This window comes from Belliella filtrata (genome assembly GCF_022549775.1).
Classification (GTDB): domain Bacteria; phylum Bacteroidota; class Bacteroidia; order Cytophagales; family Cyclobacteriaceae; genus Belliella; species Belliella filtrata.
Genome location: NZ_JAKZGP010000020.1, coordinates 1 through 17,529, shown reverse-complemented (window position 1 = coordinate 17,529; position 17,529 = coordinate 1). Strand labels below are relative to the sequence as shown.

Here is a 17,529-nt window from a genome sequence, read left to right as displayed (position 1 = left end):
ATATGAAGTTTCTAAGAGATCTGTTGGATAAGCAGAAGCCCCTTTTTCAAAAGGGAGGAAAATTGGAGAACTTTTATTATGCGTTTGAGGCGGGTGAAACATTCTTGTTTTCCCCTAATCATACCAACGCCATAAAAGGTACTCAAGTAAAAGACGCTGTCGACTTAAAAAGAATGATGATCACTGTAGTAGTGGCCATGATTCCATGTTTGTTATTTGGAATTTACAATACAGGACACCAACACTTTTTGGCTACAGGTCAAACAGCAGGTTTGTGGGAAGATTTTGGACCAAAAGCACTCTTGGGTCTTCAGCTTGTGTTACCAATAGTTATCGTGGCATATGCTGCGGGAGGTATGGTGGAAGCTGCTTTCGCAGTAATTAGAAAACACCCCATCAATGAAGGCTTCTTGGTGACAGGGATGTTGATACCTTTGGTTGTACCAGCAACTATGCCATTGTGGCAAGTAGCATTAGCGACAGTCTTTGCAGTAGTGATTGCCAAAGAAGTATTCGGTGGTACAGGGATGAACATCCTCAATGTAGCTATGACAGCAAGGGCGTTTTTGTACTTTGCATACCCAGCACAAATTTCTGGAGATCAGGTTTGGACATATTTAGGAGACAAAACTGCTGTTGATGGTTTCTCAGGAGCCACAGCGCTTGCAGTAGCATACAATGCTGGAGTAGAGGGTGAAACAGTTACATCAGCACTAGCTTCACATAATTCGGAACTAGGTTCAGGCTTGTTTGAATTTGCTAATTTGTTTATGGGCTGGATTCCTGGCTCAATCGGTGAAACATCAACCTTGATGGCTTTGGTTGGAGCTGCGATCTTAGTGGCTACAGGAGTTGCAAGCTGGAAAATTATTGTATCAGGATTTGCAGGTGCATATCTGATGGGACTAGTAATGAATGCATTTGCAGTAAACGAATATATGGCAATGGGTCCAGAATATCACCTAGTGATGGGTGGTCTAGCTTTTGGTGTAGTTTTCATGGCTACAGATCCAGTATCAGCTTCTCAAACAGAAATTGGAAAATGGATATATGGACTACTTATAGGTATACTTACAGTTATTATACGTGTAACAAACCCAGCTTATCCTGAAGGGATCATGCTTGCAGTATTGTTTATGAACGTATTTGCTCCATTGATCGATTATTATGTAGTAAAAGCAAACAAGAAAAGGAGGTTACAACGTGCAACAGTCTAACGGATATATCATCACTTTCTCAGTAATCCTTACAGTTGTATTAGGATTATTGTTATCAGGCACATCACAGCTTTTGGGTCCGATCCAAAAGAAAGCTGTAGAATTAGATACCAAAAAACAAATTTTGGGTGCGGTACTTGAATCTTCAGAGCTTAGCGCCATGAAAGCTGAAGAAATCCTTGAATTCTACGATAATAGAATATCTTCAAAAGTAGTAGACTACGAAGGAAATGAAATCGAAAAAGATGAGGATGGAAATGAAATCATAGCTGAAAATGTAGATGTAGCTAAAAACTATAAATTAGCTCCAGAAAAGAGAAAGTATCCTGTATTCATATTCCATCAAGAAGGTAATGAAGATGATGCAGAAGCTATCATCGTACAACTTTATGGTGCAGGTCTTTGGGATGAAATCTGGGGCTTCTTAGCTTTGGATACCGACTTGAACACCATTGAAGGAGTCACCTTTGGTCACAAAGGTGAAACACCTGGTCTAGGCGCTAGAATCACTGAAGGAAGTGTACAAAACAGGTATCAAGGAAAGAAAATCTTTGATGACTCTGGAGAATTCCGATCAGTAGATATGCAGAAAGGTGAAGGTAAAGATTACAGCGGTGAAGATCACAAAGTAGATGGCCTTTCCGGAGCTACCATCACTGCGAATGGTGTAAATGCCATGCTTGAAAACTACCTGAAAGCATATAAGTCTTACTTCGAAAAAAGACAAAAGTCTTAATCTGGTAAAGCAGCTATAATTAAAAAATTTAGACATTATAAATAAACTATAATGAGCACAGAAACTGCAGAAGTAAAAGAGACCAAAGTATCAGAAGCTTTGTTCTCTAAAAGAAGAAAAAAACTGATCAGTGATCCTTTAATAGATGACAACCCAATTACAATACAAGTTTTAGGAATTTGTTCTGCATTGGCCGTGACCACGCAGATGCAGCCTACCCTTGTAATGGCAATCTCTGTTATATTCGTAATGGTAATGGCAAACTTGACCATTTCATTATTGAGAAACACTATTCCATCAAGGGTACGTATCATCGTTCAGTTGGCTGTAGTTGCCTCTTTGGTAACTTTAGTAAATGAAATTTTGAAAGCTTTCGCTTATGATATGTATAAAGAACTATCTGTTTTCGTAGGTTTGATCATTACCAACTGTATCGTAATGGGTAGGTTAGAAGCATTTGCGCTAGGAAACAAGCCTTACGATTCTGTATTAGATGGATTTGGTAGTGCCTTAGGTTATTCTTGGATTATCTTAGCTGTGGCTTTCTTCAGAGAGCTTTTAGGTTCCGGTTCAGTTTTTGGAGTTGAAATCTATGATGGTATCAGTAGCTTATTCGGAGGTGAATTTAGCCTAGCTACCAATGGTCTTATGGTTTCTCCAGTTGGAGCATTCATCATCCTTGGATTGATTATTTGGGTACAGCGTACCAAAACTGGCTATGTTGAACATTAATAAAGAAAAGAGAAATGGAATTATTTAGCTTAGCAATTAGGTCAATCTTTATTGACAACATGGTATTCGCTTACTTTTTGGGAATGTGTTCATTTTTGGCCGTTTCGAAAAAAGTAAGTACAGCAATAGGACTTGGAGCAGCCGTTATCTTCGTATTGACCGTAACGGTTCCAGTAAACTGGCTCCTAAATGAATTTGTATTGAAAGAAGGTGCTCTCTCTTGGGCAAGTGCATCACTTGCAGGTGTTGATCTTACTTTCTTGAGATTCATCATGTTTATCGCTATCATCGCTGCTATGGTACAGCTTGTTGAAATGATAGTTGAGAAATTTGCACCAGCTCTTTATGGAGCATTGGGTATATTTCTTCCTTTGATCGCTGTGAACTGTGCGATCCTTGGAGGATCTTTATTCATGGCTCAAAGAGATTATACTTTAGCAGAATCAGCAGTTTATGGATTCGGTTCAGGTACTGGCTTCTTTCTTGCTATTGTAGCACTTGCAGCGATCAGAGAGAAATTGAAATATTCAAATGTACCTAATGGGCTGAAAGGTCTTGGTATCACGATGCTTCTTACAGGCTTGATGGGTATCGCTTTCATGTCTTTCATGGGTATAGATCTTTGATAAGAATATTGCTATCTTACACAAAAGGCCTTGGGATTTATCCTCAAGGCCTTTTTATTTACAAGATTGTTGAGTGTTTTCCCAGTCAAACAATCACTTGAAAAATACTCGGTACTGCTCGCTGACTCTTGTACTATTCAATACCATCGAGCTCACTCAGTTCAAGCCATCTAAGTTCCATCTCTTCCAGTTGATTATCTATGACCTGAATTTCATTTGACCATGTGACTAATTTTTCGTGATCATCTGTGCCCATGGTGATTTTACCGATCAACTCAGACTTTGCACGCTGAAGATTCTCCATTTTAGCTACCAATTCCTCAAATTCTTTTTTCTCTTTAAAACTTGCTTTGGCCTTTCCCCCTTCTGATTTTGTTTCAGTGGCGACTGTTTTAGGTTGTGCATTTTGAGTATCTTTTGATTCTTTGGCAGTACTAGATGACTCCTTTTCCCATTCTCTAAAATCAGTATAATTACCTGGGAAATCCGTGATCTCACCTTCTCCCTCAAAAACAAACAAGTGCTCAACAAGCCTATCCATAAAGTATCTGTCGTGAGACACTATCACTAGACATCCCGGAAAAGTATCCAAGAATTCCTCCAGTGTATTTAGTGTCATGATATCCAAATCATTGGTTGGCTCATCAAGTATCAAGAAATTCGGGCTCTTGATCAATATCATCAAAAGTTGAAGTCTTCTCCTCTCACCTCCGCTTAGTTTTGCTATTGGTGTATGCTGTTGTTTTGGTGGAAAGCCAAATTTGGTCAAGAATTGTGATACCGTAATCGTAGCGCCTCCACTGACAGTGACCACTTCAGCTACCTCTTTGACAATATCAATAAGTCGTTTTTCTTCGTCGAAGGAATCTTCTTCCTGTCTATAATATCCTATCGCTGTGGTTTGTCCTATGCTAACTTTACCAGCATCAGGCTCAAGCGCCCCGGTGATCATGTTCAAAAAAGTCGTCTTTCCAGCACCATTTGGTCCAACTATCCCTATTTTATCCCCTTTCTTGAAGATATAATCGAAATTGTTAACAATCCTTTTGTCACCATAAGATTTAGTGATCTTTTCGATCTCGATAATCTTATTACCCAATCTCTGCGTGGTCACGCTGAGCTCAATTTCCCTTTCTTCTCTTTTTGAAAACGCCTTCTCCTTTGTCTCCTCGAAAGCATCCACCCTGTATTTCGCCTTTGTTCCTCTTGCTTTTGGCTGCCTTCTAATCCAATCCAATTCTTTTTTGTAAAGACTCTTCGCCTTATCTATTTCTGTGGCCTCAATCTCTCTTCTCTCAGCTTTCTTTTCTAAGAAATATCCATAGTTTCCTAAATACCTATGAACCTTACCATTGTCAAGCTCCAAGATTTGATTGGTCACTTTTTCAAGAAAATACCTATCGTGAGTCACCATAAATAATGCAAGATTAGCCTTAGACAAGTAATCCTCCAGCCATTCTATCGTCTCCAGATCTAAATGGTTGGTCGGTTCATCTAGGAGCAAAAGATCTGGTTTTTCAAGAATGGCCTTTGCTAGGGCTACTCTCTTCCTCTGACCACCACTCAGTTTTCCTACTGCCAATCCTGTGTCATGAAGCCCAAGTTTTCCTAAAATCTCATTGACTTGATATTCAAAATCCCAAGCTTGTAGCCTGTCCATTTTCTCAAAAATGCCCTGAAGTACATCGGCATTATCCTTGCCATTTTCTGAATCAGCCATGGCTTTGTGATAAGCTTCTATGGTCTTCAAAGTCTCATTATTGCTATCATCAAATATCGTCTGATAGATGCTCAACTCTCCCGAGAAGACAGGGTTTTGATGGACATATGCCACTTTTACTTGTTGATTGATGGCTACGTTTCCTTCGTCGGCTACTTCAAGTTCCATGATGATTTTCATCAAAGTGGACTTTCCTGCTCCATTGACTCCTACTAAAGCAACCTTCTGACCTTGATCTAGCCCAAAAGAGATGTTTTTAAAAAGTACACGCTCTCCAAAAGACTTACTAAGATTTTCTACTGATAAATAATTCATGGTACAAAGATAGTAGAAAAACCGCCGATAATCTTTGAATCAAAAAGTCTATTTCTTTTTAAAAATCGATTCTATAGCCATTCCAAATTGTTCAAGTGCATTATTGAAATGAATTCTTGATTTTCGGAAATTAGGTTCGAAAGCATCTCTTTTTTCTTGATAAATCTTTTCAAACTTTTCTTTCCCCTTTTTCAACTCTTCTTCCAAATTTGTTTGCTTACCTCTTAATTCAGAAATCTTTTTCTCTAATTCATCCTTTGCCTCTCCCCCAGCTTGGGCGGCCTTCTCCATGAGAAACTCTATCTTTTTCCCTACATCTTGTAGCAAAGATTCTACTTCATCAAATCCTGATTTTTTCATATCGTGATTATTGATTTTGGTAATATAAATTACTCTTCAATTTGTTCGTTGACTTGTGTTTGCTTTTCATAAAGCTCAGCATAAACGCCCTTCTTTGAAAGCAAGTCTTCATGTGTTCCTTGCTCAACAACCTGACCTTCATTGAGCACTATAATCTTATCTGCTAATTTAGCTGAAGACACCCTGTGGGAAATGATAATTGAAGTTCTTCCCACCATGATCTTACTTAAAGCATTGAGTATGGCGTGTTCCGTTTTGGTATCTACCGCTGAGAGACAATCGTCTAACAATAGTATACTCGGTTCTTTGGCTATAGCCCTTGCGATAGAAACCCTTTGCTTTTGGCCTCCTGAGAGTGTAATTCCTCTCTCACCTAGTCTTGTCTCAAATCCTTTTGGGAAATCTATGATGTTATCATATACATCGGCATCCTTGGCTGCTTTATGAATAAGTTCATCAGTATAAGTGTCCAGTCCAAAGCCAATATTATTGGATATGCTATCGCTAAACAAAAATACATCTTGTGGAACAAAGCCAATTTGCCTGCGTAGAGTGGCAGTATCAAATACTGAAATATGCTTGTCATCTATCAAGATATCTCCTGATGTCACATCATACATACGCATGAGCAGGTTTGCTATCGTTGATTTTCCAGAACCTGTGGTGCCAATGATAGCCATAGACTGTCCTGCCTCTATTTCAAAACTTACTTTATCCAAAGCTTTGATACCAGACTCTGGATATACAAATGAAACATTATCAACTTTAATCCTACCTTTAATAGAAGTGTCCAAATTCTCGGAACTTAGAATATCATTTTTCTCATCCAAAAACTCATTAATCCGTGTTTGAGATGCTGCAGCACGCTGAATGATACTTGTCACCCAGCCAAGTGAAGTAACTGGCCATGTCAAAATATTCACATACAAGATGAATTCCGCGATCACTCCATAGCCAATAGTACCTTCTATTACTTGAACGCCACCTATATAGACTGTAAGTATGGTACTGATACCTATCAAAGCCAAAATTAAAGGATAAAACAAAGACTGAACTAAAGTAAGACTAATGGATTTTTCTTTGTAGTCTTCACTTGCATCTTTGAAATCGTGAGCACTATCATCTTCTCTAACGAAAGCCTTCAAAACACGAATACCTGAAAAAGCCTCCTGAACATAAGTACTCAAGCTAGACAGGCTTCGCTGTATGCGTTCCGATCTTTCATTGATCATATTATTTACAAAATAAATACTCAATGAAAGCACTGGCAAGGGTAATAAAGAATATATGGTAAGCTCAACATTTTCGCTTAGCATGTACCCAATCACAAGGGGAAACAAGACAATCAAATTGAGACCATACATGATTGCTGGACCTAAGTACATTCGGACCCTACTGACATCTTCTGTGATTCTAGCCATTAGGTCTCCAGTACTATTTTTTCTGTAAAAACTCAAAGGGAGATTTTGATAATGAGCAAAAATCTCATTTTTCATATCATATTCGACCAACCTAGACATGATGATAATCGTCTGCCTGATCAAAAACAAGAAAAAACCTCTCAGCAAGGCCATTGCTAAAATCAAAACTCCAAAAATAAAAACAAATTTCATGAAAAAATTCCTTGCAAAAGAACCCAAATCACCTTCATTGAAAAGGTTGTAATACGAGAAACTCTCAACCACATAATCTATTGCAATCCTGACCAGTTGAGCAGGAATAATTACAAAAACATTCGAAATAACAGTGAATAAAATCCCCAATAGGAGATATCCCTTATACTTGAACAAATACTTATTTAATCTCCAAAGCGGCTTCACGAAATAAAAACTTTTAAATCACTTGATTAGTTTATTTTAACTCCATTAATTGCATTGGTAAAGCCCGATAAAAATATATAATTTTGCATCGGAGATTACACCATACAGCAGTCCCAAATATAACACATTAAAAAATTCCAAGTTCAAATGCTAGAAATTAATACTGGGGAAAAAGTCAAAGAAGGGTTGATCTATGGACAGATCACTTCATTAGGACATGAGCAATTGGTCATCTGTTATGATGAGCCTACTGGACTCAAAGCAATTATAGGAATTCACAACACAGTACTTGGTCCAGCACTTGGAGGTACTAGGATGTGGCATTACACCTCAGAAGAAGAGGCAATTACAGATGTACTAAGACTCTCTAGAGGAATGACTTTCAAGGCATCTATCGCAGGACTAAATCTAGGTGGTGGGAAGGCCGTAATCATAGGTGATCCAAAACTTAAAAATGAAGCATTCCTTAGAAGATTTGGAAGATTTGTGGATTCACTTGGTGGTAGGTATATCACTGCTGAAGATGTCAACATGAAGACAAGCGACATGGAGTACATTGCGATGGAAACCAAATATGTCACAGGACTTCCTGAAGTAAGAGGTGGTGGCGGTGACCCTTCTCCAGTGACAGCATATGGAACATACCTTGGCATGAAAGCAGCAGCTAAAAAGGCTTATGGAAATGACTCCCTAGAAGGAAAAAGAATTGTGGTTCAAGGTGTCGGTCAAGTAGGGAAATATTTGGTCGAAAGGCTGGTTAAAGAAAAAGCTGATGTTTTTGTAACTGATATATTTGAAGACAAACTCGCTGAAGTAGCAAAGCAGACTGGAGCATCTGTAATCACCCCAGATATGGTTTATGATTTTGACATGGACATCTACTCTCCTTGTGCACTTGGCGCTACGATCAACGATGACACCATTGATAGATTGAAATGTAAAGTTGTAGCAGGTGGTGCTAACAATCAGCTTAAAGATGAAGACAAGCATGGTAAAATCCTTCTAGAAAAAGGCATTATCTATGCCCCAGATTTCCTCATCAACTCTGGTGGACTCATGAATGTATGTGCTGAATTTGTAGGTGGATACAATAGAGAAGCTACATACAAGCAAGCTGAAAAAATCTACGACATCACCACGGCTATTCTTGATAAGTCAGCAATAGATAACATCCCCTCTCAGCAAGCAGCTATAGAATTGGCTTGGAGCAGAATCGAATCTATAGGAAAAGTCAAACTTCCTTATTAATACATTAACATTAACAAACAGACCACCTGAAACTTACTGCCTATGTAAGGACTTCAGGTGGTTTTATTGCTCAATAATGACAGATTCACTTGGCTGTCTTCATTTACTCAAGTGAAAATACTATATTTACGTTCTTTAAAATCAGGTATGTTAAACAGAAGAATTCTTAGGGTAAAGGCATTTCAAAGCCTATATGCTTACGAGCAGTGCAAATCATCTAATTTCAATATAGCCAAAGATTCTATAAGAGAGTCTTTCCTTCCAGATTTGAACAGTATGGAAGTGCAAGATAAGGCTCAATTGAAAGCTGACGCAATTACCACAATACAGCTTTTTAGTGACAACCTGAACAACAAGTCGCTTATATCTCAACAAGAGGTAAGCACGAAAATCAAATCTGAAGCTATCAAAGCAATTAATGCTTTTCATAAAGCAAATGAAAAAGATTACGATTTTCTGCTTAAAAACATGATCACATCTGCTGAACGTATCCCTCAACTCTACCTCAATGCCATACAGATGCTGATCGAGTTTGGCAACCATGTCTCCAAAGAAGCTGAAAGGAAAAGAAAGATCAATAACGATCAAATTTCCACATCAGCAAGAGAACTAAACTTGAGTAGGAACGTTATTCTAAACAAGATAAAAAACAGTCCAGCTTTCGAGACTGCCTTGATCAGACATGATGCACACCTAGATGATATAGAACTTGAAATCAAAGAGTGGTTTAGAGTTTACATCAAACCATCTGAAGTTTATCAAGAATATATCAAACTTAATGATCCACAAGAAGAAGATGATTTCAATATTTTAGAAACATTATTGAAGAAAATCATCTTTAAGAATGAAGTCATTCTAAACTTCTTTTCAGAGAAGGATATGAATTGGTCAGAAAATAAGCAGGTCGTAAGAAGTTTGGCTTCTAAATTCATCAAAAATGTATTTGAGCAAGGGTCATTGGAGGATGAGCTTCTTCCAGACTTGGCAATGAACTGGGAAGACGATAAGGAATTCTTCCAAAATATCTTTAACTTCACCATCGAAAATGAAGAAATCAATAAAAGCCTAATTGCCAAAAAAACGCAAAACTGGGACATTGACAGGATTGCATTTACTGATAAAATCATCATTTCAATGGCTTTGACTGAGATGAAATTCTTCCCAAGCATCCCTGTCAAAGTTTCAATAAATGAGTACATAGACATCTCTAAGAACTATAGTACGCCAAAAAGTAAACAATTTGTAAATGGATTACTTGATGTAATCTCCAAAGAGCTTATGGACAAAGGAGAAATCAAGAAAAGTGGAAGAGGTTTATTAGATAACAAATAAAAACATCTTTAAAATGAGCAAAAACAGCACTTCATGGATCACATTTTTAGCTGGTGCCGGACTTGGCGCAGCTTTAGGGCTTTTATTTGCCCCGGATTCAGGAAAAAACACCCGAGATAAACTTTCATTCCAGCTCTCAAAATATAAAGAAGAGCTTGAAGAAATCATCAAAGACCTACGTAATGGCAAAAACCTTCCCTTCAATGAAGCAAAATCAGAAGGAAACAAAGTCATCACTGATGCTAAAAACAAGGCCGAAAACCTATTAAATGACGTCAATAAACTTATTGACCAAATTAATCAAGAGGCTAATTAATTAATTATATTATGAAAAAGTTAAGCTTGTCCGCACTGCTACTTTCAGGAATCCTAGTAATGAACTCATGTAGCAACAACGACCAATCTGAAAAAATTGCTCAATTGGAACAGAAAATAGCTCAAATGGAAGCTAGTACTGTCAATGCGAGCGCTCCACAGCCTTCCAATGTACAATCTGTATCAAATGTGGACCCTAGCTCAATGGCAAAATTCAATTTCTCAGCAGAAGAATTTGATTTTGGCACAATAGCGGAAGGAAAAGTAATTGAGCACGTATTTAATTTTGTCAATGAAGGAGAAGTGCCATTAGTTATCTCTAATGTAACAGCTTCGTGTGGTTGTACTACGCCTGATTATACCAAAACGCCAGTAAAACCTGGGGAATCTGGATTTGTCAAAGTAGAATTCAACTCAGCTGGTAAGCCAGGTACACAGGCGCCTACAGTTACTATCCAAGCCAATACTAATCCAAACGTCAATAGGCTTAGACTAAAGGGAAATGTAACACCAAAAAATTCATCTAACAATCAAGGTGCCCTAGGGCCAGTTAAACAATAAACATGCTTAATTTCATATTACTTCAAGCAGAAGGTGCTGGAGGTGGAATCTTAGGACAAGTATTCCTTTTCGGATCTATTATTTTGATCATGTATTTCTTCATGATCAGACCTCAACAGAAAAAACAAAAAGAAACAAAAAATTTCCTTGAAGAGGTAAAAAAAGGTGACAATATCGTAACGATAGGTGGTATCCATGGCAAGATTTATGCAGTAGAAGGTGACACTATCATTCTTGAGCTTGACAAAGGCTTCAAAATCAAAATAGAGAAATCAGCTGTCTCACTAGAATTTACTAAAAGAGCCAGTGGTACAAAATAATTAACACTTTGACTAGGTTAAAAAAATTCTTTAAATCAGCAAGTCCAAGAACTGCTGCAAACATGAAAGTGGTAGCGCTATGTTTTTTAGCCGCTTCCACTTTCTGGTTTTTAAACGCACTCAACAAAGACAATTACAACACAGTAGTAGATTATCCTATCGAAATTATTTTTGATAGTGAAGAATTTATGGCTGTAGAAAAACTACCTACTAAAGTAAAAATTGAAATCAATGGCAATGGCTGGGACTTGCTCAGGAAATACTTTAATGTAAATGAAAGTCCATTCCTGATCGAAATCAATAACCCTGCCACCAAAAATCATATCCTTTCATCAGAAATCAGAAGAAGTCTTGCTGAAAATATCTCACCAACTACATTGGTATCTATGGTTTCTGACACGATTAAATTCAAAATTGACAAAATTGTAACTAGAAAAGTCAAAGTTGAACCTGACACAAGTGGTAATATCATTGCTAAAAATCACAGGATACTCGGAGAAATAGAAATCAATCCTACCACCTTAAACATAAAAGGTCCAACATCAGTCTTAGAAAAGCTTGAAGGTTCCCTAAAAATCAAATTGGGAGAAGACAAGATCAACAAGAACTTTGAAAAATCTATACCAGTAGCTATCCCAAGTGAATGGGAAGATTTCCTAAGCTTGGAAGAGGAGAGTGTTCAAGTGAAATTCAACATCGTACAGCTACTAGAAGGGAATAAAAGATTGAAAATTAATAAAATCAACTTCCCAGAGAATGTGAGCTTGGTTCAAGAACCAAACAATGTAATGATGTACTATCTCATCGAAGAACCAAAAGTCGAACAGCTTAAGCAAATGGACTTAGAAGCCATTCTTAACTATTACAACAGAGATAAAGAAGACAGTACCATTTCTATAACCCTAAGTCCTCGCACATCTATTCTCGAAAATGTCAGGTTTGAACCATCTACTTTTAGACTGAAATATGAGTAACCTCAAACCACTATTAATAGGTATCACTGGAGGAATAGGCTCAGGGAAATCTACAGTTGCGAAAATATTTGAGATTTTAGGAATTCCTGTATACTATGCAGATGACAAGGCAAAATGGCTAATGGCTAATGATCAGAGCCTCAAAGCAGCAATCAAGGAATCATTCGGAAATCAGACTTACTTTGATGATGGATCATTGAATAGAGCCTTCCTTGCGGAAAAGGTATTCAGTGACGACTCAAAGACAAAACTGATCAATAGCTTGGTTCACCCCGCAGTAAAATTGAATTTTGAAACATGGGCTGCAGAACAAAACACTCCGTATATTCTAAAAGAAGCTGCACTCCTTTTCGAATCTGGCTCTGCCAATGATTTGTACAAAATCATAACGGTAAGCTCTCCGCTGAAAGTGAGGATCAATAGGGTGCAGATGAGGGATCCACACAGAAGCCAAGCTCAGCTTCAGGCTATCATTGACAAACAATTGCCAGATGAAGAAAAAATCTCCAGAAGTGATTTTAGTGTCAAAAACACAGATAATAAGCTACTCATTCCTCAGGTGCTAGACATTCATCAAAAACTTCTCAAGCTGTCCGAAGTTGGCAATTGATTTAAAAAGCTATAAGTCAAAGTTGATCTGATCCAAGTAGAATTTCATTCGAGTATGTTGGTGATTTAGGTACTCTATTTTATCTATTCTATCATGCTTGTGATTATAAAATACTTCAACATAATCATCCCCTAAAAGATACAAATTGATTTTGTGCGAGTAGTATCTAATCGCCACTACAAAAGTCCCTTCCATATAGAGCTTTTGTATCTTTTTTGAAATGGGTAATTTTTTGAAATCTTCTCTACTCATATGTATTTCACAAAGCAAATATGATGCAATATAGCCAAAAACAGGCCATTTTAAGGGTAAAGGATCATTGATTTTTCATTAAATTGTAGTAAAACAAAATTAACAAATCATCAATGCGTTATTCAATCAACTTTACCATATTAAAAAATTCTGGTGTTTTACTAATAACACACAATTTATAGCTAATCCAAAAAACACTTTGAATCTAAAGTGAAGCTATGTATAATTGAAAGTCGTAAAACTACTCAATAAGTATCGATAACAATTTTCGCCAATAAAACCATTCCAGACAGAAGCATGAGGATCAAAGGAAGAAAACTAGCTATCTCTAAAACAGTTTATATATTTTTATTTTTGGCATGTGTACTTCAATTTAGCTCCTGCTCTTCCACCAAAAAAGTTAGAAGAAAAAACATTAATCAAGTCGTCGAAACGGCAAAATCATATCGTGGTACGCCTTATCGCTATGGTGGCACTACTAGGTCTGGTATAGACTGCTCAGCATTGATCTTCCATTCCTTCGCAAGTGTAGGAGTCACTATGCCACGGACCTCAAGTGAGCAGAGTAAAATAGGCAAAAGAGTACCTGAAAGAAAACTTGAAAAAGGTGATGTAGTATTTTTTGCAACCGGTAAAAGTAAGCGACAAGTATCACATGCTGGAATAGTCACGGAGATCAGTAGAGGGCAAGTTTGGTTCATTCATTCCTCCACATCGCTAGGTGTGACAGAAGACAAGCTTAGTAATAGCTATTGGAACAAAGCCTACTTATTCGGAAGGCGAGTTTTTTAATAAATCCATTCCAGTGGGATACCTTGTATATTGCGTCTGAGCGATAAATTGATGAAAACCGATAATTATTCTTGATTTAATTTCCAAACATCCTTTGGTATTAAGCTTTTATAATTAATTTTGCATGCAAATTGAAAAAAGCGTAATTCCCTTTTTACATCAATACATAAAAATGGCAAATCTTGGTAAAATAACACAGGTAATTGGTCCAGTAGTGGATATCTCTTTCGAAGGAGGCAAGTTACCTAATATCCTTGACGCACTAGAAATAACCAAAGAAAACGGTCAAAAAGTAATCTTGGAAGTTCAGCAGCACTTGGGTGAGGACAGAGTAAGAACTATTGCAATGGATTCCTCAGAAGGAATGGTAAGAGGCATGGTAGCTACCGATCTAGGTGCACCTATCTCCGTTCCAACTGGAGAAGGCATCAAAGGTCGTCTATTCAACGTAGTTGGAGAGGCAATTGATGGTCTTCCACAGGTACCAGCAGGAAAGAGACTTCCTATTCACAGATCAGCTCCGAAGTTTGAAGATCTTTCTACTGCGACAGAAGTACTTTTCACAGGGATCAAAGTTATTGACTTGATCGAGCCTTATGCAAAAGGTGGTAAGATTGGTCTTTTTGGTGGAGCTGGTGTTGGTAAGACAGTATTGATTCAGGAATTGATCAACAACATCGCCAAGGCATATTCAGGTCTATCTGTATTTGCCGGTGTTGGTGAGAGAACTCGAGAAGGTAATGACCTTCTTAGAGAAATGATCGAATCAGGTATTGTAACTTATGGAGATGACTTCGTTCACACTTTGGAAAATGAAGGTGGATGGGATCTTTCAAAAGTAGACTTGAAAAAACTAGAAGAATCTAAAGCAACCTTCGTCTTTGGTCAAATGAATGAGCCTCCTGGGGCTCGTGCAAGAGTGGCCTTGACCGGTTTGACCTTGGCAGAATATTACAGAGATGGTGAAGGTGATGGAGCAGGAAAAGACATCCTATTCTTTATTGACAACATTTTTAGATTTACTCAAGCAGGATCTGAGGTATCGGCACTTCTTGGTCGTATGCCATCTGCGGTAGGTTACCAACCTACTTTGGCTACTGAAATGGGTACCATGCAAGAGCGAATTACCTCTACTAAAAATGGCTCCATTACTTCTGTACAGGCAGTATATGTACCAGCGGATGATTTGACTGACCCTGCTCCAGCGACGACATTTGCTCACTTGGACGCTACTACAGTACTTTCAAGAAAAATCTCTGAGCTAGGTATCTACCCAGCTGTGGATCCATTGGATTCTACATCAAGAATTCTATCTCCAGAGATCCTAGGAGATGATCACTACAACTGTGCTCAGAAAGTAAAAGAGATCCTACAGAGATACAAAGAACTACAAGATATCATTGCCATTTTGGGTATGGAAGAGCTTTCTGAAGAAGATAAGCTAGTCGTACACAGAGCTAGAAGGGTACAGAGATTCTTATCTCAGCCATTCCACGTAGCTGAGCAGTTCACTGGCCTCAAAGGTGTCCTAGTAGATATCAAAGAAACTATCAAAGGTTTCAATATGATCATGGATGGTGAATTAGATCATTTGCCAGAAGCAGCATTCAACTTGGTAGGTAGCATCGAAGATGCCATTGCCAAAGGAGAGAAAATGCTTGCAGAGGTAAAGTAAAATAGTTACTAGTTAGTGGTGCTCAGTTTATTTATAATAAAGCTGGTCACCATTAACTCAATAACCTTATAAGAAGAAAAAATGCAACTAGAGATCGTAACACCAGACAAAAAAGTGTTTCAAGGAGAAGTTTCAGAAGCAAGCTTTCCAGGAGCAAATGGTGCATTTCAGGTATTGAAAAATCACGCACCGCTAGTCTCTGCATTGGCAAAAGGGACTGTATCCTTTACGACCAATGAAGGCAAACAGAGCCTAATTGTAGATGGTGGTGTTGTAGAAGTAAAAGACAACAAAATCGTTTTGCTTGCAGAAAAAGTAGTGGGGTAAAACTTGCTATAACAAATCATAAAAGGGTTTCCTACAGATGTGGGAAACCCTTTTTGTTTTTGAGGAGTGAAAATTACGTTCGCAGTAAATGAGACTGAATCCCAATAACCATTAGTAGATTCAAACATAATTTCAACGATATTCAGCAACAAAAAACAATTCATTTGAATAAATTATTTTTTAGTTAAATTAAAGATTCAATAACACAAAAATTTCAAATGACTTACATGTGTATTACATTGTTCGCCTATCGCAAACTGAAAAGAATTAGTTTCATATTTATATTACTACTAGTTTTTACTCAATGCACCCAAAAATCAGACTATCAAAGTAGACCTGGTGAGTATTGGGTAAGGGTAACCGAAAGTGATCTCCCACAGAAAACCATATTGAGAGGAGAACCATTTGGAATCACAAATTTTCAAATGACAAGAAAGCCATTTTTCATAGATGAGTACATTGTGGTCTCTGATAAAGCTATGGATCCCCCACTCCACATCATAGACACCAAAGAGAAGAAGTGGCTCTATGGTCTAGGCATAGAAGGTAGTGGGCCAGGCGAGGTAGCATATACATGGACCCTAGACTATAGTTTTACGCCAGGCAATTTTTGGGCATACAGTTTTGAAAAAGTATTCTCTGAATTCAGCTTAAATGACAGTACACATAAGCTTTCTCAAAACCAACTTAAGCAGCGTAATCCAGAGTTCTACGCAGCAACTGAAATCACTTGGTTAACAGATAGCACCCTTCTGGCACTTAGGGTATCTGGAGAAGAAAAATTTGTAGAATACAGCAAAAGTGGAAAAGTATTGGCAGGGTATGGAAGCTGGAAAGGAATGTTACCAGATGATAACCCCTTGAATGTAAATAGACAAGCTTTTGCAAATCATTTTACCTCTAACAGGAGCAAAACAAAATTCGGTTTCTTTTCTATGGATAGGGATCACTTTGAAATACTAGACTACTCCAGTAAAGAAATCCTCGTCGTAGAAGGGCCATATTTCGAAAACCCAAGCTATGAAATCATACAACAATCTGAAGACTACTCATACTACTACATGAATGACCCTGAAGCAGTCAGAACCTATCAGGACTTTTCCTTGGAGAACACCAAATCTTTATGCTATACAGTGGGGAGAAAGTCAAGAAAATCCAAACCACTGGAATGTCTCCATGCCATATAATATTCCTATTTGATTATACAGGTAAAGTCACTGGGCATTTCGAACTTAATATCCCAATCAAATACATTACTGTAGATGAAAAAAATAAAGTAATCTATGGATTATCATCAAGTGAAGAGGAAGATATTATTGAGTTCCAGTATTGATGACCTAATCTAGCAAAGCATGCATATGCTTTGCCTTTAGTAAAGTGGCAAAACATCTTCAACAATAAAAACTATGTGATTAAAAAAAAACAAACACCAAGAAGAGAAAGCTATTTCTTGAAAAAAACAAGCAATTGTCAGCAATTCCGATTTTAAATAATTGAAGTAGTTTGATCAATTTGCTTTAGAAAATAGACATAGGATTCCCATGACCCTGTTTCCAGGGAATTCTTTTTTTTAATTAAACCAGTTTTTGTGTTTTTG

At 37.6% G+C, this 17,529-nt stretch carries 20 protein-coding genes; 16 read left to right on the top strand and 4 right to left on the bottom strand.

The genetic code is table 11. From position 1 onward, the window contains the following. The first annotated feature begins 2 nt into the window (after window positions 1-2). Genes MM239_RS09400 through nqrE form a run of 4 tightly spaced genes read left to right on the top strand, consistent with a single transcriptional unit; the run spans window position 3 to window position 3,311 of the window. Window positions 3-1,217 (top strand): NADH:ubiquinone reductase (Na(+)-transporting) subunit B, encoded by a 1,215-nt coding sequence (locus MM239_RS09400; protein WP_241347952.1) that lies wholly within the window; start codon window positions 3-5, stop codon window positions 1,215-1,217. Further along, window positions 1,204-1,953: an NADH:ubiquinone reductase (Na(+)-transporting) subunit C gene (gene nqrC / locus MM239_RS09395; RefSeq protein ID WP_241347951.1), complete on the top strand. Its 750-nt coding sequence runs from the start codon at window positions 1,204-1,206 to the stop codon at window positions 1,951-1,953. Before MM239_RS09400 ends, nqrC begins: the two co-directional genes overlap by 14 nt. A 51-nt stretch (window positions 1,954-2,004) precedes the next feature. After that, window positions 2,005-2,685: an NADH:ubiquinone reductase (Na(+)-transporting) subunit D gene (locus MM239_RS09390; RefSeq protein WP_241347950.1), complete on the top strand. Its 681-nt coding sequence runs from the start codon at window positions 2,005-2,007 to the stop codon at window positions 2,683-2,685. A 14-nt stretch (window positions 2,686-2,699) separates the two neighbouring features. Then, entirely contained in the window at window positions 2,700-3,311 is a 612-nt protein-coding gene (gene nqrE / locus MM239_RS09385) for an NADH:ubiquinone reductase (Na(+)-transporting) subunit E (RefSeq protein WP_241347949.1), read from the top strand. 133 nt (window positions 3,312-3,444) lie between these two features. Here the strand turns inward: nqrE and MM239_RS09380 are convergent, their stop codons facing one another. The 3 genes from MM239_RS09380 to MM239_RS09370 are packed head-to-tail and all read right to left on the bottom strand — an operon-like array spanning window position 3,445 to window position 7,526. Continuing rightward, a complete protein-coding gene (locus MM239_RS09380) occupies window positions 3,445-5,346 on the bottom strand; it encodes an ABC-F family ATP-binding cassette domain-containing protein (protein WP_241347948.1) in 1,902 nt (633 codons plus the stop codon). Window positions 5,347-5,394: 48 nt separating this feature from the next. Then, window positions 5,395-5,706, bottom strand: a complete 312-nt coding sequence (locus tag MM239_RS09375; RefSeq protein ID WP_241347947.1) for a hypothetical protein — start codon at window positions 5,704-5,706, stop codon at window positions 5,395-5,397. Window positions 5,707-5,735: 29 nt separating this feature from the next. Beyond that, window positions 5,736-7,526: an ABC transporter ATP-binding protein gene (locus tag MM239_RS09370; protein ID WP_241347946.1), complete on the bottom strand. Its 1,791-nt coding sequence runs from the start codon at window positions 7,524-7,526 to the stop codon at window positions 5,736-5,738. Between the two features lie 147 nt (window positions 7,527-7,673). Here MM239_RS09370 and MM239_RS09365 point away from each other — a divergent pair, with 147 nt between their 5' ends. From MM239_RS09365 to coaE, 7 genes are all read left to right on the top strand, one after another. Further along, window positions 7,674-8,774: a Glu/Leu/Phe/Val family dehydrogenase gene (locus MM239_RS09365; RefSeq protein WP_241347945.1), complete on the top strand. Its 1,101-nt coding sequence runs from the start codon at window positions 7,674-7,676 to the stop codon at window positions 8,772-8,774. Window positions 8,775-8,921: 147 nt separating this feature from the next. Further along, window positions 8,922-10,106: a transcription antitermination factor NusB gene (gene nusB, locus MM239_RS09360; protein ID WP_241347944.1), complete on the top strand. Its 1,185-nt coding sequence runs from the start codon at window positions 8,922-8,924 to the stop codon at window positions 10,104-10,106. A 13-nt stretch (window positions 10,107-10,119) separates the two neighbouring features. After that, entirely contained in the window at window positions 10,120-10,422 is a 303-nt protein-coding gene (locus MM239_RS09355; protein ID WP_241347943.1) for a YtxH domain-containing protein, read from the top strand. 11 nt (window positions 10,423-10,433) lie between these two features. Then, on the top strand, window positions 10,434-10,982 hold the full coding sequence (locus MM239_RS09350) for a DUF1573 domain-containing protein (RefSeq protein ID WP_241347942.1): 549 nt from the start codon (window positions 10,434-10,436) through the stop codon (window positions 10,980-10,982). Between the two features lie 2 nt (window positions 10,983-10,984). Beyond that, window positions 10,985-11,302 carry a preprotein translocase subunit YajC gene (gene yajC / locus MM239_RS09345; RefSeq protein ID WP_241347941.1) on the top strand — a complete coding sequence of 106 codons (318 nt, stop codon included), beginning with the start codon at window positions 10,985-10,987 and terminating at the stop codon, window positions 11,300-11,302. Between the two features lie 8 nt (window positions 11,303-11,310). Further along, window positions 11,311-12,276 (top strand): CdaR family protein, encoded by a 966-nt coding sequence (locus MM239_RS09340; RefSeq protein ID WP_241347940.1) that lies wholly within the window; start codon window positions 11,311-11,313, stop codon window positions 12,274-12,276. After that, entirely contained in the window at window positions 12,269-12,886 is a 618-nt protein-coding gene (gene coaE, locus MM239_RS09335) for a dephospho-CoA kinase (protein WP_241347939.1), read from the top strand. The genes MM239_RS09340 and coaE overlap by 8 nt, the downstream gene beginning before the upstream one ends. Window positions 12,887-12,895: 9 nt before the next feature. Here the strand turns inward: coaE and MM239_RS09330 are convergent, their stop codons facing one another. Next, complete coding sequence (locus MM239_RS09330; RefSeq protein ID WP_241347938.1) at window positions 12,896-13,138, bottom strand: hypothetical protein; 243 nt, start codon at window positions 13,136-13,138, stop codon at window positions 12,896-12,898. Window positions 13,139-13,435: 297 nt separating this feature from the next. Between MM239_RS09330 and MM239_RS09325 the strand changes: the two genes are divergently transcribed. The 5 genes from MM239_RS09325 to MM239_RS09305 all read left to right on the top strand — a co-directional run bounded on the left by MM239_RS09325 (window position 13,436) and on the right by MM239_RS09305 (window position 17,265). Then, window positions 13,436-13,930 (top strand): C40 family peptidase, encoded by a 495-nt coding sequence (locus MM239_RS09325; RefSeq protein WP_241347937.1) that lies wholly within the window; start codon window positions 13,436-13,438, stop codon window positions 13,928-13,930. Between the two features lie 172 nt (window positions 13,931-14,102). Then, window positions 14,103-15,605, top strand: a complete 1,503-nt coding sequence (atpD, locus tag MM239_RS09320; protein ID WP_241347936.1) for a F0F1 ATP synthase subunit beta — start codon at window positions 14,103-14,105, stop codon at window positions 15,603-15,605. 81 nt (window positions 15,606-15,686) lie between these two features. Next, the gene (gene atpC / locus MM239_RS09315) at window positions 15,687-15,932 is read left to right on the top strand and encodes an ATP synthase F1 subunit epsilon (protein ID WP_241347935.1); all 246 of its coding nucleotides are present in this window, start codon (window positions 15,687-15,689) and stop codon (window positions 15,930-15,932) included. Between the two features lie 227 nt (window positions 15,933-16,159). Continuing rightward, complete coding sequence (locus MM239_RS09310) at window positions 16,160-17,119, top strand: hypothetical protein (RefSeq protein ID WP_241347934.1); 960 nt, start codon at window positions 16,160-16,162, stop codon at window positions 17,117-17,119. Continuing rightward, window positions 17,101-17,265: a hypothetical protein gene (locus MM239_RS09305; protein WP_241347933.1), complete on the top strand. Its 165-nt coding sequence runs from the start codon at window positions 17,101-17,103 to the stop codon at window positions 17,263-17,265. Before MM239_RS09310 ends, MM239_RS09305 begins: the two co-directional genes overlap by 19 nt. Window positions 17,266-17,529: the final 264 nt, after the last annotated feature.

Excerpts from the sequence above, each read along its gene's own strand:
- MM239_RS09400 (WP_241347952.1), top strand. The coding sequence starts at position 3 with ATGAAGTTTCTAAGAGATCTGTTGGATAAGCAGAAGCCCCTTTTTCAA.
- MM239_RS09390 (WP_241347950.1), top strand. The coding sequence starts at position 2,005 with ATGAGCACAGAAACTGCAGAAGTAAAAGAGACCAAAGTATCAGAAGCT.
- nqrE (WP_241347949.1), top strand. The coding sequence starts at position 2,700 with ATGGAATTATTTAGCTTAGCAATTAGGTCAATCTTTATTGACAACATG.
- MM239_RS09380 (WP_241347948.1), bottom strand. The coding sequence starts at position 5,346 with ATGAATTATTTATCAGTAGAAAATCTTAGTAAGTCTTTTGGAGAGCGT.
- MM239_RS09375 (WP_241347947.1), bottom strand. The coding sequence starts at position 5,706 with ATGAAAAAATCAGGATTTGATGAAGTAGAATCTTTGCTACAAGATGTA.
- MM239_RS09365 (WP_241347945.1), top strand. The coding sequence starts at position 7,674 with ATGCTAGAAATTAATACTGGGGAAAAAGTCAAAGAAGGGTTGATCTAT.
- nusB (WP_241347944.1), top strand. The coding sequence starts at position 8,922 with ATGTTAAACAGAAGAATTCTTAGGGTAAAGGCATTTCAAAGCCTATAT.
- MM239_RS09355 (WP_241347943.1), top strand. The coding sequence starts at position 10,120 with ATGAGCAAAAACAGCACTTCATGGATCACATTTTTAGCTGGTGCCGGA.
- MM239_RS09350 (WP_241347942.1), top strand. The coding sequence starts at position 10,434 with ATGAAAAAGTTAAGCTTGTCCGCACTGCTACTTTCAGGAATCCTAGTA.
- yajC (WP_241347941.1), top strand. The coding sequence starts at position 10,985 with ATGCTTAATTTCATATTACTTCAAGCAGAAGGTGCTGGAGGTGGAATC.
- coaE (WP_241347939.1), top strand. The coding sequence starts at position 12,269 with ATGAGTAACCTCAAACCACTATTAATAGGTATCACTGGAGGAATAGGC.
- MM239_RS09330 (WP_241347938.1), bottom strand. The coding sequence starts at position 13,138 with ATGAGTAGAGAAGATTTCAAAAAATTACCCATTTCAAAAAAGATACAA.
- MM239_RS09325 (WP_241347937.1), top strand. The coding sequence starts at position 13,436 with ATGAGGATCAAAGGAAGAAAACTAGCTATCTCTAAAACAGTTTATATA.
- atpD (WP_241347936.1), top strand. The coding sequence starts at position 14,103 with ATGGCAAATCTTGGTAAAATAACACAGGTAATTGGTCCAGTAGTGGAT.
- atpC (WP_241347935.1), top strand. The coding sequence starts at position 15,687 with ATGCAACTAGAGATCGTAACACCAGACAAAAAAGTGTTTCAAGGAGAA.
- MM239_RS09310 (WP_241347934.1), top strand. The coding sequence starts at position 16,160 with ATGTGTATTACATTGTTCGCCTATCGCAAACTGAAAAGAATTAGTTTC.
- MM239_RS09305 (WP_241347933.1), top strand. The coding sequence starts at position 17,101 with ATGTCTCCATGCCATATAATATTCCTATTTGATTATACAGGTAAAGTC.